General features: G+C 51.5%; 15 protein-coding genes. 9 read left to right on the forward strand and 6 right to left on the reverse strand.

Annotated features, from left to right (window positions below; all coding sequences use genetic code 11):
- Positions 1 to 395, forward strand: a 395-nt coding sequence (locus tag L691_RS0105810; protein ID WP_025689337.1) for a fructose-bisphosphatase class II, incomplete at its 5' end; no start/stop codon positions are given.
- A 112-nt stretch (positions 396 to 507) separates the two neighbouring features.
- Here the strand turns inward: L691_RS0105810 and L691_RS0105815 are convergent.
- Both L691_RS0105815 and L691_RS31100 read right to left on the reverse strand, forming a co-directional pair.
- Positions 508 to 1,410, reverse strand: coding sequence for a GNAT family N-acetyltransferase (locus L691_RS0105815; protein WP_025689338.1), 903 nt, complete (start codon positions 1,408 to 1,410; stop codon positions 508 to 510).
- A 199-nt stretch (positions 1,411 to 1,609) separates the two neighbouring features.
- Complete coding sequence (locus tag L691_RS31100; RefSeq protein WP_025689339.1) at positions 1,610 to 2,416, reverse strand: general stress protein; 807 nt, start codon at positions 2,414 to 2,416, stop codon at positions 1,610 to 1,612.
- Between the two features lie 338 nt (positions 2,417 to 2,754).
- Here L691_RS31100 and L691_RS0105825 point away from each other — a divergent pair, with 338 nt between their 5' ends.
- The 3 genes from L691_RS0105825 (at position 2,755) to mgrA (ending at position 5,307) form a co-directional block, all read left to right on the forward strand.
- The gene (locus L691_RS0105825; protein ID WP_025333537.1) at positions 2,755 to 3,066 is read left to right on the forward strand and encodes a (2Fe-2S) ferredoxin domain-containing protein; all 312 of its coding nucleotides are present in this window, start codon (positions 2,755 to 2,757) and stop codon (positions 3,064 to 3,066) included.
- 287 nt (positions 3,067 to 3,353) lie between these two features.
- Entirely contained in the window at positions 3,354 to 4,196 is an 843-nt protein-coding gene (locus L691_RS0105830; RefSeq protein ID WP_025689344.1) for an AraC family transcriptional regulator, read from the forward strand.
- Positions 4,197 to 4,317: 121 nt separating this feature from the next.
- Complete coding sequence (gene mgrA, locus L691_RS0105835; RefSeq protein ID WP_025689345.1) at positions 4,318 to 5,307, forward strand: L-glyceraldehyde 3-phosphate reductase; 990 nt, start codon at positions 4,318 to 4,320, stop codon at positions 5,305 to 5,307.
- Between the two features lie 268 nt (positions 5,308 to 5,575).
- On the opposite strand, the gene L691_RS0105845 is transcribed toward mgrA, so the two are convergent.
- Positions 5,576 to 7,189 carry a response regulator gene (locus L691_RS0105845; protein WP_025689346.1) on the reverse strand — a complete coding sequence of 538 codons (1,614 nt, stop codon included), beginning with the start codon at positions 7,187 to 7,189 and terminating at the stop codon, positions 5,576 to 5,578.
- Complete coding sequence (locus tag L691_RS0105850) at positions 7,186 to 9,027, reverse strand: cache domain-containing sensor histidine kinase (protein ID WP_025689348.1); 1,842 nt, start codon at positions 9,025 to 9,027, stop codon at positions 7,186 to 7,188. The genes L691_RS0105845 and L691_RS0105850 overlap by 4 nt, the downstream gene beginning before the upstream one ends.
- Positions 9,028 to 9,177: 150 nt before the next feature.
- Here L691_RS0105850 and L691_RS0105855 point away from each other — a divergent pair, with 150 nt between their 5' ends.
- From L691_RS0105855 to L691_RS31850, 5 genes are all read left to right on the forward strand, one after another.
- Positions 9,178 to 10,128, forward strand: coding sequence for a carbohydrate ABC transporter permease (locus tag L691_RS0105855; RefSeq protein WP_084653872.1), 951 nt, complete (start codon positions 9,178 to 9,180; stop codon positions 10,126 to 10,128).
- A complete protein-coding gene (locus tag L691_RS0105860) occupies positions 10,128 to 10,964 on the forward strand; it encodes a carbohydrate ABC transporter permease (RefSeq protein ID WP_025689352.1) in 837 nt (278 codons plus the stop codon). Before L691_RS0105855 ends, L691_RS0105860 begins: the two co-directional genes overlap by 1 nt.
- 110 nt (positions 10,965 to 11,074) lie before the next feature.
- Positions 11,075 to 12,379, forward strand: coding sequence for an ABC transporter substrate-binding protein (locus L691_RS0105865; RefSeq protein WP_025689354.1), 1,305 nt, complete (start codon positions 11,075 to 11,077; stop codon positions 12,377 to 12,379).
- A 259-nt stretch (positions 12,380 to 12,638) separates the two neighbouring features.
- Positions 12,639 to 13,793 (forward strand): YfaP family protein, encoded by a 1,155-nt coding sequence (locus L691_RS30560; RefSeq protein WP_025689356.1) that lies wholly within the window; start codon positions 12,639 to 12,641, stop codon positions 13,791 to 13,793.
- A 98-nt stretch (positions 13,794 to 13,891) separates the two neighbouring features.
- The gene (locus L691_RS31850) at positions 13,892 to 14,074 is read left to right on the forward strand and encodes a hypothetical protein (protein WP_025689357.1); all 183 of its coding nucleotides are present in this window, start codon (positions 13,892 to 13,894) and stop codon (positions 14,072 to 14,074) included.
- A 119-nt stretch (positions 14,075 to 14,193) separates the two neighbouring features.
- Here the strand turns inward: L691_RS31850 and L691_RS0105880 are convergent, their stop codons facing one another.
- Together L691_RS0105880 and L691_RS0105885 are read right to left on the reverse strand one after the other, a co-directional pair.
- Positions 14,194 to 14,925, reverse strand: a complete 732-nt coding sequence (locus L691_RS0105880) for a ZIP family metal transporter (protein ID WP_025689358.1) — start codon at positions 14,923 to 14,925, stop codon at positions 14,194 to 14,196.
- A gap of 153 nt (positions 14,926 to 15,078) precedes the next feature.
- Complete coding sequence (locus L691_RS0105885) at positions 15,079 to 15,705, reverse strand: nitroreductase family protein (RefSeq protein ID WP_025689359.1); 627 nt, start codon at positions 15,703 to 15,705, stop codon at positions 15,079 to 15,081.
- Positions 15,706 to 15,855: the final 150 nt, after the last annotated feature.

Raw genomic sequence — 15,855 nt, forward strand, 5'->3', positions numbered from 1 at the left:
GCGGCGTCGACCTGTACCTCGGCTCCGGCGGCGCCCCGGAAGGCGTACTTGCCGCAGCGGCGCTGAAATGCCTCGGCGGCGAAATGCAGGGTCAACTGCTGCCGCAAGGTCCGTTCGAGCTGCAGCGCTGCATGCGGATGGGCATTGCCAATCCGACGCGCGTGCTGTACATGGATGATATGGTCGGAACGGGCGACGTGATTTTTGCCGCTACCGGGGTAACCTCCGGCGAATTCCTGAATGGCGTCCGCTTCATCGGCAAGGATCGCGCGGAGACGCATTCCGTCATCATGCGGGCGCAAAGCCGGACGATCCGCTACATCCGCAGCATCCATTTCCTTCCTGGAAAGGACATCCCGCAAGGAACTGCGGGAAAGAAGGTCGCTTCCCTGTAAATCATTCCAAGGTTGTAATAAGCGAAGACCGTGCCCGCTCTCAAGTGGAGGGGCACGGTCTTCTTCATGCGCAGCCGCCTGCTTACTTACTGAATTAGCTTGCTTACCGGAATTAAACGCCTAGCAGCTCAAATTTATAGCATATTGCGGATTCGGCTTGTTCGAAGCCTTCCTGTAGATATAAAGCTTTTGCCCGTTCATTTTCCGCGTTAACGCACAGAATGGTTCCCGTATAGCCCTTTTCCTTGGCAAATTGCAGGACGGCTCGCAGCAGAATTCTTCCCAGCCCTTTCCCCTGGTATTCCGGAAGGAGAGCGAGCGGCCCAATATTCATGATCGGCGAACCTTCATACTGGTCTGCGCTTCCTCTGACAATGCCCGCAGGCTTGTCCCCGTCATACAGGATCATCATTCCGCCGTCAATATAATCTTCCCCGGCAGCCATCTTCTGCACCATCTCAGGCGTAACGGGCGTTTCACTGCCCTGAAGCTTGGCGAATCCCGCATTTCGGATTCCGCTCCAAATTTCTGCATCGCTTTCCGGACGGAAAGGGCGGATTTCATATCCTTCCGGCAGGCAGAATGCCGCCGTCTCCCGGCAGCCGTTTACCAGCAGGCAGGCATATCGCTCCACTACAAAATGCAGCTTCTCCAAAGCCCGCATCAGCTCCGGGTTGACCGATGGCACAAAAATATTCAGCTTATCCAGTCCATCCGTGTGTTTAAGCACAGCCGCTAACAGCATTTTATATACATTCATGTCTTCCGTTTCGGAATGAAATATTCTGAAGCGGGCCTTTCGTCCTCTCCGGTTGTAATCATCCACAATAAGTGAAGCAGCCGCTGTCAGCTCTCCCTCCTGGTTAACGGCGATGTAGGCGGGATTGTCCGGACCGGGCTGAAAGTCATTCAAATCCTCGTCGTACAGAAACGACTCATCGATCTCACTTCTGTGTTTCTTGCAATAGGCAACGAACTCCGCCAGCCGGTCAGGCTGCAATGCTTCAATTCTCAACTTCATCTTCCCCTTATGTATCATTCGCAGACAAGAGCGGCCCTCCGGACCCTTTCGGGCTTGAGAGACCGCTCTTCGCTTTTTAGGCCTATCTCCACTTTTTTCTCTGATCAAGCCTCATAACACCTATTATACATAGATGTGTCTCTTCTGCCACGCAGGCCGGTTCGGCTGTCAAGATGTCACGCCGCCGCGCCCTTCAATCACCGATTTCTTTATGAAGGACCGGCAGATTATCGTGCGGACGCTGCTTGCGTTCCTTGTTCATGCCGGTATCAGCTAGGAGCCTGCCGGAAACGTCCCGCGCTTTATCAGGCCCAGTCATGTCCCAATCCTCCCGGGCTCTCGCCGGATTCGAGTTCATCGTATCCCGCCCGATGTCATCTGTGCCCTTAAGGCCGAATCCATTGAATGCGCTATCAACAGACCCCGCAACCGATCTGTCATTCATCGGATCATTGACTATGGAGACGTCAGTCATCATGCTGCCAGGCATCGTGCCAGTATCTGTATAATGATAGCTGTTCCGTGAGTTCCGCATTCGAAAAATTTCATAGATTTCGTTCTCCTGAGAGATATCCGCATCGACCATAACCAGAATACAACCTTCATCCACATGAAAATTGTAGGTTTTCGCTTCATCCTCCGGAATGCCAAGACCGATCAGCCCGCCGACAAAACCGCCGGTTCCGGCGCCCACAACCGCACCGGTCAACGCCGCTGCAACGGGACCTGCCGCAATGATCGGTCCAATACCAGGGATCGCCAGAGCGCCAATACCAGCGAGCAGTCCCGTGACTCCGCCGAGCAGGCCGCCCGCCGCCGCTCCTGAAGCCATCCCTTCGATAGCTCTCGTTCCCGTTTCTTCGCTGATTGTCCTCATATCCTCTTTATTTCTCGCAATAACGGAGATATCCTCTGTTCGAAAACCATGACTCTTTAAATCCCCGATCGCATTAGACGCATCGTGCTCGTTCGTAAAGACGCCAACAATCCTCTTATTCATAACGATTACCTCCTGAAATTATTAAAATTTTAGATTACATTGCTCATAGCTTACTTAACCAAATCAAATCGGAATAAACTATGAACCGGCGACCGTAAAGAGGAATCCTTAAAAATAATTTCTAAACAGAAATCAAACTGTAATATGATAAAAAATCGTCAAAAAATCCATCACAAGTCATAGTCGCGTTATTATATATCACGTAATATGTGAAATAATTTTCAGATTATTGAATCTTTTGGAACACTCACTCCTTTTTCCTTACAAACGATAACAAAAGGACTATACTTCATGCTAAAGGTGTAAATAAAAGCAACGCAAACCAAGGAGGAAAAACGATGAACATGCGGCTTAAGGTTTTAAAGAAACATCTGCTGTTTTGTTGCAGCGAACACTGTAATAACCAGGACGTAGAAGAAGTTATGCAGGCTTTCAAGGAAGAGCTTGTCGAACAAGGGATCAATAAGACGGTTAAGATCAACAAGACCAGCTGTCTTGGCCTTTGCGGCAACGGCCCGTTTCTCATTGTCTATCCGGACGGAGTATGGTACTACAATGTGACCACTGACGATGTTCAGCGCATCGTTAAAGAGCATCTGGTCGAGGGCAATCCTGTGGACGAACTGGTTATGCTCAAAATGGAAGCTTAAGCTTTCCGTACCCGAAAACAAGAATAGGTCTCATCAACTGTTCGCCGGCTCCGTTTGGAACGCCGGTTTTTATTTTGCAAAATGCGCACTCCAAAAAAAGCACCCGCAAAGCTCCCGTCACCCGAATACGGCGACCGGCTTGATTTGCGGGAACTTGCGCTTTCAGACCTGCTTATCAATTCGCGTTAACTTCAATTGATCAATTTACCTTTGCCTTTAAGGTATAATGAAGGGGTGAAGGGCTTGACCGCTATACCTTAATTTTGCTCAGCAAGGACCGCAAAAATATGGCCATCTTTCATTACAACGCGGAGCCGCCATTCGGTGTCTCTCCGGATCTGCATCTCCTATTCTGGGGCCGAGAGCAATGCGCTCCCGGACATACCTTCGGTCCCGGCTTCAGAGACTACTACAAAATCCATTTCGTCCATAAAGGGACCGGCAAGGTTAGGGTGGGTGGACACTCCCATATCCTGTACCCGGGACAGGCCTTTCTGACTTATCCCCGGGTCGTTGCCTCCTACGCCGCCGATGAGAGCGACCCTTGGAACTACTCCTGGATCGCCTTCACGGGAGAAAGGGTGAAGCCGCTCCTGTCCAGAACAACTCTGTCGCCCGAATATCCTGTTTTTCCCATGGACGGCGTGGTGATGAACGGACTTTATGACAGGTTGACAGAGGCCGCCGCGACGAGCGGCGCACTCGATCTGCCGCTAACGGCGATCCTGTACGAATTCCTGGCTGCTCTTCTTCGTACCGTACCTGCGGCTGCCACGGATTCCGCTCTGCAAGGACGCAAGAACGAGCATGTGGAGAAGTGCCTGCATTTTTTAGAGTCCCATTACTGCGAGAATATCACGATGGAAATGATGTCCGAAATGCTGCAGCTTAACCGCAAATATGTATCTGCGCTCTTCAAACAGGTTGTCGGCATGCCGCCGCGCCAGTACCTGCTGGGCTACCGCATGGCCAAAGCGTGCGAGCTGTTCACCCGAACCGATTGCACCATCGGAGAGATTGCCCGGTCCATCGGTTACGAGGATGCGCTCCTGTTCTCGCGGATGTTCAAAAAGGTCCAAGGCTGCTCGCCCAAGAGCTACCGGGAAGGTCATGCAAATCTGACATTATGATATATATCCCTCCCTTGCTGACATTCGTTTGCCTCTTCGTTTCCGCTACAATGAAAGCGTAGCAATAACAGCTCGCCCAATCAGGGGTGAACGCCAATTCATTGCAGGAGGGCAATCTAAGATGTACACGGCCAATACGGACAGATACGAAAATATGGTTTATAACCGCTGCGGACGCAGCGGCGTGCGCCTGCCGGCGATTTCGCTTGGCCTATGGCATAACTTCGGCGGGATCGACGCGCTTGAGAACGGCAGAGCCATGATCCGAAGAGCGTTCGATCTGGGCATTACGCATTTCGATCTTGCGAACAATTACGGACCGCCCCCAGGCTCGGCTGAGGAGAACTTCGGCGCCATTCTGAAAAAAGACTTTCTTCCCTACCGGGACGAAATGATCATCTCCAGCAAAGCCGGGTTTTATATGTGGCCGGGTCCATACGGAGAATGGGGCTCCAAGAAGTATCTCGTTGCCAGTCTCGATCAGAGCCTGAAACGGATGGGCCTGGATTATGTCAGTATTTTCTATCACCACCGTCCAGATCCCAACACCCCGCTTGAGGAGACGATGGCCGCGCTGGATCTGATCGTCCGCCAAGGTAAGGCGCTGTACGTGGGCATTTCCAATTACCGCGCTGAAGAAGCCCGGGAAGCGATCCGCATTCTGCGTCAGCTCGGCACCCCTTGCCTCATTCACCAGCCGAATTACTCCATGCTGTCTCGCTGGATCGAGGATGGGCTTCAAGATGTGCTTGAGGAGGAAGGAGTGGGTACGATCGCTTTCTCGCCGCTTCAGAAAGGCATCCTGACGGACCGCTACCTGAACGGCATCGCACCGGATTCCCGCGCAGCCGGACCGAGCGTATTCCTGTCCGAGAAGGAACTCACGGAAGATGTGCTCGGCAAGGTCCGGCGCCTGAATGAACTGGCAGCAGCACGAGGACAGAAAATGTCCCAGTTGGCCTTGTCCTGGGTGCTGCGCGGAGGCAAGGTGACCTCGGCGCTGATCGGCGCAAGCAAGGTCAGCCAGATCGAGGACGCCGTCGCCGCCGTGAAGGCGCCCGAGCTCAGCGCGGAAGAGCTGGCGAAGATTGAGGAAATATTGCGGGGATAGCTTGGCTCAAGTAACGGGCACAACATAGCGGCCATGAACCTGCGGCAGTCTTCGGGCTGCGGATACATGGCCGTAAGATTATTTTTCACCGATCATGAAAAATCGCTGTACTTGTTGATTCTCTGTAGAAAAAAGCTTTCCCTCATAGTCGACAAATCGGATATTTGTAAACCCAGCCGCCTCCAGGATTTGAATACTGCAATGGCTGTTTATATTATTGGCCGCCAATCCTGTTTTATGGATCATTGTGTCATTGGGAACATCAACCTCACGTCTCCTCATCCCGCTTCCGGTATTCCCTCGGCGTCAGCCCTGTCGCCTTCTTGAACACGCGGCTGAAATACTTCTCATCTTCGTAGCCGACCAGCTCGGCAATCCGCGACAGGCGCATCTCCGAATTCTGCAGCAGTTCCTTGGCCTTGTCGATCCGCAAATTCGTTAAATAGTCGGACAGATTTTCACCTGTAACCTGCTTGAACTTGCGCGAGACGTTCTCCCGGCTGAGGAAAAAGCGATCGGCGATATGCTGAAGCGTAATCTCCTGCTGGTAATTCTTATCCAGATAATCCCGGATTTCCCGCATCATTCGGCTGTCAGAGCTGCGGGAAAGTTTGCTTTCGCCGACCATTGCTAACATATGCGCCTTAAGCCCTTCCCTCCAGCGTTCGATGGAGAAATTGCCGCTCTCATCCATACCTGCCAAGAAGGACGGTCCATCACTCAAAGCCTCCTCGCTGCCGGCCCACTCCTGTCTCCACTTGGTCAGCACATGCTTAAGCCGTTCCTCCCAAGCTTTAAGGCCGCTCATGGTCAGCACACCGCTTCCGGCTACCGAATCGGTCCATTCCTCAAGACTTCGGATGATTTTCTCCGCATCCCCCAACAGCAGCGAGAGCCCCAGCTTCTCCAGCAGCCCAGCGCTCTTAGCCTCTCCGTCCGGCACCGCTTTGGGCCGATCCTTCCGGTACAAATGAATGCGGTTTCTCTTCTCTAGAAGATTCCGCTCCGCAAGCCCCTGCCTCGCCTGTGAAAAAGCGGCGCACAGCCCTTCCGGAAAGGGCAGGGCCGTGCTTAGCCCGATATCGAGCGGAATGCCGTACGCCTGCTTAACCGACTCGTTAATCTCTAGCAGCAGGCTCTCTGCCTCATCCACACCGTCCCAGAACAGGACGGCCACATCCGCGCCTTCATGCCAGTAACGAAACGCAAAGCCCTGCTTCCGCGAGCTTACGATTTCATTGCAGACATTGGCCAGAACGAAAGAAGTCAACTGAATATCGCCTTGGAACCTTTGCAGCAGCTTGCCTCCCGAGGATTGAAGTGAAATGACGGCTGTCCGGCAGCTCTTGGCGTTCTTCGGAAGCCCGAGTTCCTTGAACATCGCCTCCTCCAGATCCTGAAAGGAGATGGTGCCATTAACCAGATCTGAAAGCGTCTTGTCCCAATACAGCGGACGGAGAACGTTGAGCTGGATATTTTGATGAAAGGTCCGTTCCCGCTCCAGCTTCTCCTCCTTCCATTTCTGAAAGGCGCGCTCGGCGGCGGCGATCAGCTGCTTGCTGTTCAGTGGCTTAAGCAGATAATCGATTCCCCCGTACACAATAGCCGGCTTAACGTAGTCGAAATCCTGATAGCCGCTGATTACGATGGTCTTCGTGTAAGGAGAATAGCGGTGCAGCCATTCCAGCAGCTGGGCGCCGTCCATCAGCGGCATCCGCATATCCGTAAACACAACCGCCGGCTGCTGCTCCAGAATGATTTCCATCGCTTCCTGGCCATTCGTGGCTTCGTATATGCCCTGAACGCCGTATTTTTCCCAGGGTACAAAATAGCGGATAGCTTCGCGTACATGCTTTTCATCGTCTACAATCAGTACTTTCATTTCGCTCCCTCATCCTTCCTAAAGGCCGTATCATCCTGGGGTATGATCAATATAACTTCCGCTCCGTCTTCACCGGCTTGCAGTAGGAGCTGGGACCTTTCGCTGATCTGAAGCCGAAGTCTCGCTAGCACGTTGCGAAGTCCGATTCCTTCCTCCCCGCTGTACTCCGTCCGTTCAAGACATTCTCTCACTTCCTTCAGGCGTTCGTCCGGAATACCTTTGCCGTTATCCCGAACACTAATGACCAGCCGTCCTTCCGCATCCAGCTTGCCTGTAATGGAGATCACTCCATCCTTAATCCCGTCGCGGAAACCGTGCTTGAATATATTCTCGACCAATGGCTGCAGGATCATTTTCGGCACAAAGATGCCGCTTGCTCTTCCCTCAATGTCGACGTCCATCCGCAAATTCTCCTCGCCGAAGCGTTCCCTTTGCAGCGCCACATAATTTTGCACATGCTCAATCTCGTCTTGAAGCGTCACCTGGTTCCCGTCCGTCGTCATGGAATACCGCATCATGCTGCCCAAGGAATAAATGAGATCGTATATTTTCGGCGCGTTATATCTCAGGGACAGGGTGGCGATCGACTGCAGCGCGTTGTACAAAAAATGCGGATTAACTTGGGCCTGCAGCACTTTCAGCTGGTTCGTCTTATTGGCGATTTCCAGCCGGTATTCCTGAAGGATCAAGTCGTTGATCGTACGGGTCATATCGGTAATCTTGCGGGCCAGCAGCCCGAACTCATCCACGCGCACCAAATCGACGGAAGCGTCCAGCTGCCCGATCTGCACCTTCTGCGTATAGGAAATCAGCTTCTTGATCGGTCTTGTAAAGCCGATGGAGATCAAGACGCCCGCAATTCCCGCGATAATCAGAAACAGCACGCCGATTCCGGTATTGATGCGGCTAATGGTCCGTGCGTCTCTATACAGGTCCTCATAGGGCACCAGCTTAATAATATTGCCTTTAAAAATAGCCGAATCCATATTCCTATACATAATAATACCTTTGAACTCCTTATTATTCCACGAAAAATGGCCGCTGCTCGCTCCCTGCGGAAGCTTGCTCCAGCCTGCTTCAATCGGCTTCCCAATCCAATCGCCGCCCGAAGCATACAGAACCTTTCCCTGCTCATCCACAATATAGAGACGCTCGGTGTCCCGGTTGTACATCGACTTAGCTATTGCTTCCAGCCCTGTCAGACGGAAATCGAACGACAGATCGGCAATCACTTCGTCGCTGGGTGTCCGGTAGATAGGATAATGGACGCTGAACACCGGCGTCTCTCCCGCTTTATAGTTCGGAAATCCCAACTTCATGCCGTATTGATGATCCATATGTGTCGCTTCCATGAACGGCCGGTTCGAACCGTCAGGATTGGGCAGAGGCGTATACCGGTTATTGATTTCCCTGCGGAACAGCCCTTTCAGCAGCGTATCGGACTGTTTGTTAGCCCTTACATAAAGATGGATCTGAAAAATATTCCGGTCGGACAGGAAGAGATTATACAATTGGGTGGACACGATGTTACGGTTATCCGGCTGAACAGCCCCTTTCGGAAGCGCATTCGGGTTCTTGACTGACAGAATGGAGGTATAGAATGAGCCCTGTACATTGATCCCGCTGTATATGCTCAGCGCACGCTGATTGATTCCCTGAAAATAATTATCCAGGTTGGCCGCCCCGAGCGCCAGCAGCTTGCGGTTCTGGCCTATGGACTGCTCAGTCACCGATTGCTTCGTGTACAGATACGAGAATATGACCGAGACGCCAGCCGGAATGACGGCAGCCAGCAGCACGAGCGCCATCAGCCGGTTGCGAATGCTGTGTTTGAACATGTGTCTTATTCCTCCTTGGCTCTTCCGCCCTGCCTGCCCAAGCCGCAATATAATCCACCTTAACGGTCACCAAATTGAGTGTTGACGGCTCGCCGCTCTGCCTATAATGAAGGTGTAAGGCAATGATACTACGTAAAAAGGAGATCCGCCATGAGAAAAGCGCTGGGCATTCAAAAGGGCTGGGAACAGTCCACCGTAAATAGGAAATCCGCTCTGAGACACGCTCTGGGTATTCAAAAGGGCTGGGGACAGCAGATTGTATTTTTAGGTCCATGTCTGATTTTCTTTCTGACGATTGTGATCACCCCTTTTGTTCTCGGATTTTACTACTCTTCGACCGACTGGAACGGGCTGGACCTGAATAAAGCGGTATGGACAGGCTCGGCCAACTGGAGCCGCATTCTGCATGACGACAATTTTTGGCACTCGCTGTACTTCACGCTTCGCTTTACCGTCGTTTCTGTTGTAATCGCTAACATTTTGGCGCTTCTGCTGGCCTTTGTGCTGATGGCGTCGCTTAAGACGAAGAAAGTGCTTCGGACGGTCTTCTTTATGCCCAATGTCATCGGCGGCATCCTGCTTGGCTATATTTGGCAGTTCATCTTCACTAAAGGCTTCGCCACGATCGGTGACCTGACGAACAATCCCTTTTTCACCCTTCCATGGCTTGGAACGCCAAATACCGGTTTTTGGGGACTCATCATCGTATTCGTATGGCAGACCGCAGGTTATATGATGGTCATCTACATCGCATCTCTCGCCGGTATTCCGAAGGATCTGATCGAGGCAGCCAAGATTGACGGCGCGCGTCCTTACCAGCTTTTTAAAAGCGTTTACGTGCCCCTCATCATGCCGGCTATCACGATTTGCCTGTTCCTTACAACCTCCAACGCGTTCAAAATGTTCGACCTCAACCTGTCGCTGACCAAAGGCGGGCCGGGAACCTCGACGCAGTCGCTGGCCTATAACATTTATTCGGAAGCGCTGATTAACAACCGTTACGGGCTGGGAACCGCCAAAGCACTGCTGTTCTTCGCCGCCGTATCGATCATCACGGTTACGCAGGTTATCATTACCAAGCGCAAGGAGGTATCCGCATAATGAACGTCAGCACATACAAGTCCAAAACCTTTCTTCTCGAAATTTTCGCTGTCCTGCTCGCGGTCCTGTTTCTAGCGCCCTTCTATCTGGTGCTGACGAACTCGGTGAAGACCTTGAAGGAAATTTTGCTGGATGCCGCCTCGTTTCCCCAGCTTTTTCATTGGAGCAACTACAGCGATGTATGGAAAATGATCGATTTCCCGCAGGCGTTCTTTAATTCCCTGCAAATTACAGTGTTTAGCGTCATATTCATTGTCATGTTCAGCTCGATGGCCGCCTACCAAATCGTAAGAAGACCTACGAAGTTCAACTCTTTTGTCTTCCTGCTGCTGGTCTCGGCCATGATCATTCCGTTTCAATCGCTGATGCTCCAGCTTGTAAGGGTTACCAGTCTGCTTGAGCTGCGCGGAGAACTGTACGGAATCGTCGCCTGTTATCTCGGTTTCGGCATGCCGCTGTCGGTCTTCCTGTTCCACGGCTTTATCAAGACCGTACCCCTTGAGCTGGAAGAAGCAGCCCGGGTGGACGGCTCCAATCCTTACGGCGTCTTTTTCCGGATCGTCTTCCCGCTGCTGATGCCTATTATGGTTACGGTTGTCATTCTGAACACGTTGTGGATTTGGAACGACTACCTTCTGCCTGTGCTGATTATCGGGGGCAATAAGGATTTGACCACACTGCCGCTTGCCGTCACCAAATTTTTCGGTCAATATACTAAGAAGTGGGACCTTGCGCTGGCAGGTCTGGTTATGGCGATCACCCCGATCCTGCTGTTCTTCCTCGTTCTGCAAAAATATATCGTCGAGGGGGTAACCGCCGGTTCCGTTAAAGGCTGACATGCCAGCAACAATATCCACCTTTTCAGACAAAATATTAAGTGTTGGCCCGCGTCACATTGCATTACGATCATGTTGTAAGCACTTACAAAATGCAGGGAGGCAGAAAAATGAAGAAACGGTTCGCATTTCTAATCGCAATCGTTTGCGTCCTTATTATTGCGGGTTGCGGCAACGGGGGGAACAACAATTCCGCCGCCGAGGGCACGAACAGCGGCACATCAGGGACCGCGGCTCCTGCGGCATCGGAAGCGCCTAAGAAAGATGTTACGATCAAAGTATTCCAGTTCAAAGTAGAGATCGCCGAACAACTCAATGCCCTTGCCGAAGAGTATCAGAAGGAAACTGGAGTCAAGGTTGAAGTGGAAACCCATGGCGGCGGGGAAGACTACGGCGCGCTGCTGAAGGCTGAAATCGCTTCCGGATCGGAGCCTGAAATCTTCAACAACGGCGGTTTCGCCGCACTTGTCCCTTATATGGACCGGGCAACCGACCTGTCGGACCAGCCTTGGGTAAGCAGCTTGATTGACACCTCCAAGATTCCTACAACCGTGGACGGCAAACTATACGGCCTGCCGGTGAACGTAGAAGGCTATGGTCTGATCTACAACAAGGACCTGTTCGCCAAAGCGGGCATTACCGAAGAACCGAAGACACTGCCGCAGCTCAAAGATGCGGTCGCTAAGCTGAAAGCCGCCGGCATCACCCCTTTTGAAGCAACCAATGAATGGTGGTCGCTTGGTATTCACCTTGTAAATGTGGCGATGGCCAACCAACCCGATCCGGCTGCATACATCGAGGATTTGAAAGCAGGCAAACAAACGATCAAAGGCAATGAAGTATTCAAGCAATGGCTGGATCTTGTGGATGTTATCTTCAACAACGCCCAAGACAATAAAGTGACTACCGACTATGCGACCCAAGTCGCCGATTTCGCCTCAGGCAAAGCAGCCATGATGCTCCAAGGCAACTGGACGCAAGGAGACATCGACAAGATTGATCCTGCGCTGAAGCTTGGTCTGCTGCCGCTTCCGATTAGCGACAAAGAAGGACATATCTACGTCGGCGTGCCGAACAACTGGATCGTGAACAGCAAATCGGCCCATCCGGAAGAAGCCAAGGCCTTCCTCAATTGGATGGTCACATCGGAAACCGGTAAGAAATATTTGACCAAAGACTTTAAATTCATTCCGGCTCTGTCCAACATCCCGACCACCGCTGAAGATATCGGCCAAGTCGCCGTCGCCGTACAGGAACAATCGAAGACTGCTCTCAGCTGGAACTGGGACAGATTCCCGGATGGCGTGACTCAAGGCTTCGGCGCCGCAATGCAGGAATATCTGGGCGGCCAGATAGGACACGATCAGCTGCTTGATAAGCTGGATAAAGCCGTTCAAGACATCGTAAAACAATAATAAGGCCCGTAGGCCTCATCAACAATTGGCGAGCCTCCTGGCAGCAGCCGTTCAGGGATAAAGATCTGAACAGCCGGCTAAGGAGGCTCGCTTTATAATATGCTGGCTCAACCTGTTTGGCTTAGACACTAGCTACACATCCACGTAAATATAATCCTTTCGAAAAAATAAACCAAGTTACTCACCCTTCATTTATACGAATTAACCCATGTCTAAATACCTATTTTTTAACATATTAATGCATCAACCGGTGGCTGATATGACCATCCATTTCCGCAGAGGCTTGGGAGTTACCTCAGGCGATATTGCCGCCACCGTCGTAACGGATACGTATGGCTATTATTTTGCCAACCTGGCTCCTGGCATCTACACCGGGGAACTGGTTAAACCAGGTTTTATTACAACTTATGTCGTGGGCGTTTCGCTTAGCGATTATAAGAATACGGGACAAAACGCCACGGCCATCAAAATTCCGGCAGCCGACGAAATTCGCATCGTGCTCACCTGGAACGAGAAGCCACTCGATGAAGATTCTCACCTTGTCGGGCCAACGCCGAATAATAAGGCCTTCCATACATGGTACCATGAGAAGAAATATGGATACAGCGGTGAACTCTATGCAGATCTGGATCACGATGATACTAATTCATATGGACCTGAAACGACAACGATCCGCAAGCGTGTGGACGGAACGTACACTTTCTATGTCCACAACTACAGCGGTAACGGACCGGGTGGAGCTAATACCTTATCCGCTTCGGGCGCCAAGGTAGAAATCTATAATGGTTCCAATGCGACACCGGTCAAGACTTATCACATTCCGGCGGGAAGCGGCAAAGAAATCTATTGGCATGTATTTAATATGACGGTAAACGGCGGCAGTTTGGCCTTCGAGGACAAGAACGAACTGACGGATACCGAGCCTCGCGCCAATGAAGATTTTGATGAAGGAATGGTTAACACCGGACCGGTATCTGATAGCATCAATGTAGAGAATAATCCCGGAGCAACCGACGTTATAACAGTGGGCGGTCTTTCCGCAGGAGAAGTTGTTAATGTGTACGATGGTTATTACAATCTTATCGCGCAATCCGCTCCTGTTCAAGCGGGCTCTGACAGCGTGAAGGTCAGTGATCTGGATCTTGGAGCAGGTAGCAGCACTATTTATGTTTCAATAACCCGTCCTGTCATGGGAGAGAGCCCTCTTTTACCAGTAAATATACTGGGAGAAGCGGAGTATGCTGAACTAAAAACAACGATTGCCTCCACTTTTGCCGACCATGAGGTACCCGTAACTTTAGCGGTTTACCAAGATGTTTATTTGGCAGATCCGGGAGTGCTTCTGCCTCCGGACTTACAGGTTAAAGTTATCGGTCTGGAACCGGTCTCGACGTCAGTGACGATGTCTATCTGAAGAACAACAACAACAAGGTATATCTGAACGGATATAATGGAACACTTGAACCCGTTCAATACAAGGTCACGCTGGAACTTAGACGTGAGTTCTCCTCTGTGACGAAAGAGCTTATTTTGTCCGTTCCTACGGTGTACTCCGTGTTGAACAGCAGAGTTGCTTTCGCCCGCGGACGGAACGAAGAGCTCCATGATATCGAATTACAGGCTGCCATTGAGCATGCCGAGCTTGTTAGAGATAATCAGCAATCCACTGGAAGAATACTTGGATGCGTTGGATGAATTGAATAAGGCGCTTCAGCTCGCAGAATTACAAGTTAACTAACCAGCAAAGGGGTGACAATTCCCCTTTTCAGCCCTTTCAGCTTCCCTCAGGGAAGCCGGAAGGGCTTCTTATCCGTTCAGCCAAATAGATGCGTAATATAAACCATAGCCAGAAGTCCGGCGATAAAAGAATAGGTTGAGGGCCGTTCGTAGCCGTGCCCATGACTTTCGGGAATCAGCTCTTTATATACGATATACAGCATCGCTCCCGCCGCAAACGCCAAGCCATAACCGACGACATTCCGAATGGAACTTGCTGTGAAATAACCAAGCACTGCAGAGGCCATCTCCATCAATCCGGTAAGCGTGACAAAGGCCAATGCCTTCAATTTGCTTGTTTTGGAGTTCAGCAGGAATACGGCGAGAACCAACCCCTCCGGCATGTTCTGGGCACCGATCGCAATAGCCACCATAGGCCCGAGGCTGGCCTGTTCACTGGCATAGCTGAAGCCTGTGCTGAGTCCCTCCGGTATGTTATGAATAAAGAGCGCTATCAGGACCAGCAGCGTTTTGGCGTCCATGCTTGTCTCCCCCGGCTTATTTTCAACATCAATATGGGGAATATTGTTTTCGATCAAGTCCAGCAGCAGCACCCCGGTAATCAGACCGAGCGTCAGCGCAATAACCCCCGATTCGGTAATCGCTTGGGGAACCAATCCGAAGGCAGACGCCGATACCATTATGCCAGCCGTAAAAGCGACGAGCACATCCTTCCATTTCTCGGACAGTTCCCGCACGAATAGCATCGGTACTGCGCCCAGAACAGTTACCATTGACGACAGGAAGCTGCCGAGCAGAGTTTCAATCAAGACAGTCCACTCCTTTGAACAAGCCTATATGAGAGCTTATGTCCGCTGCAGAAAATCATGCGATGAAAAAAAGCCTCCCCAAGTTCATCGAACTTAGCAGAGGCTTCATTGGAGCTTGCAGTTAATATCCTCTATCCTTCAGCTATACAGGAGCTAGGCTTGCGGCTCGGCCCATCCTCCTTCAATAATGCTGTCTTTTAAAGACCGCCGGCCGTTCGGCTTCTCAAGGCTGCGGAAGTCTTCGTTCAGGGCATCGGCCTGCCCCTGGTATCCAATCGGTATCAGCAGATGCACATCATAATCATCCGGTACATTCAAGGCAGTACGGGCCTTCTCCTTATCGAAGCTGGCAATGGCGCGGGTGGATAAGCCTAACAGCGAGGCTTGAAGCGCTAACGCCTGCCAGGCGGCGCCGGTGTCGAACGCATGGTACGGGTTGGGCTGGCCATCTTCCCACAGCTTGTAGGAAGCCAGACCAATAATGGCAGGCGCCTGATCCGCCCACACCCGGTTGCTTGGGAAGATCAATTCCCGGAAGGTTTGCAGCTGCTCCTCCGTCTTAGCCAGGATGAATCGCCAAGGCTGTCCGTTTCTGGCGGACGGTGCCCAGCGCGCAGCCTCCAGCACAGTCAGCAGATCCTCTTCGCTAACGCTCTGACCAGAGAACGAACGAGGAGACCAACGGTTGACAAACAACGGATTAATCGAGTGATCGGCTTGGCGATTGGCCTGTACTTCCTCGGAAAGCTGCTCCGTCGGATTGAACGTTTGTTGACTCATTTTAGCATCAACCTCTCTTATAGAATAATTTCCTTGCAATTTTCAATTGTGCATGAAGACATTCACCGAACAATTTCTATTGTTATGCGAAGTCTGCTGCTTTTATTAGTGACGAGCAGCTTCAAGCTTCTTGATAGCTGTTTCTTCGTC

Origin of the sequence: Paenibacillus zanthoxyli JH29 (assembly GCF_000520715.1) — a bacterium.
In the GTDB taxonomy this organism is placed as follows: domain Bacteria; phylum Bacillota; class Bacilli; order Paenibacillales; family Paenibacillaceae; genus Paenibacillus_AQ; species Paenibacillus_AQ zanthoxyli.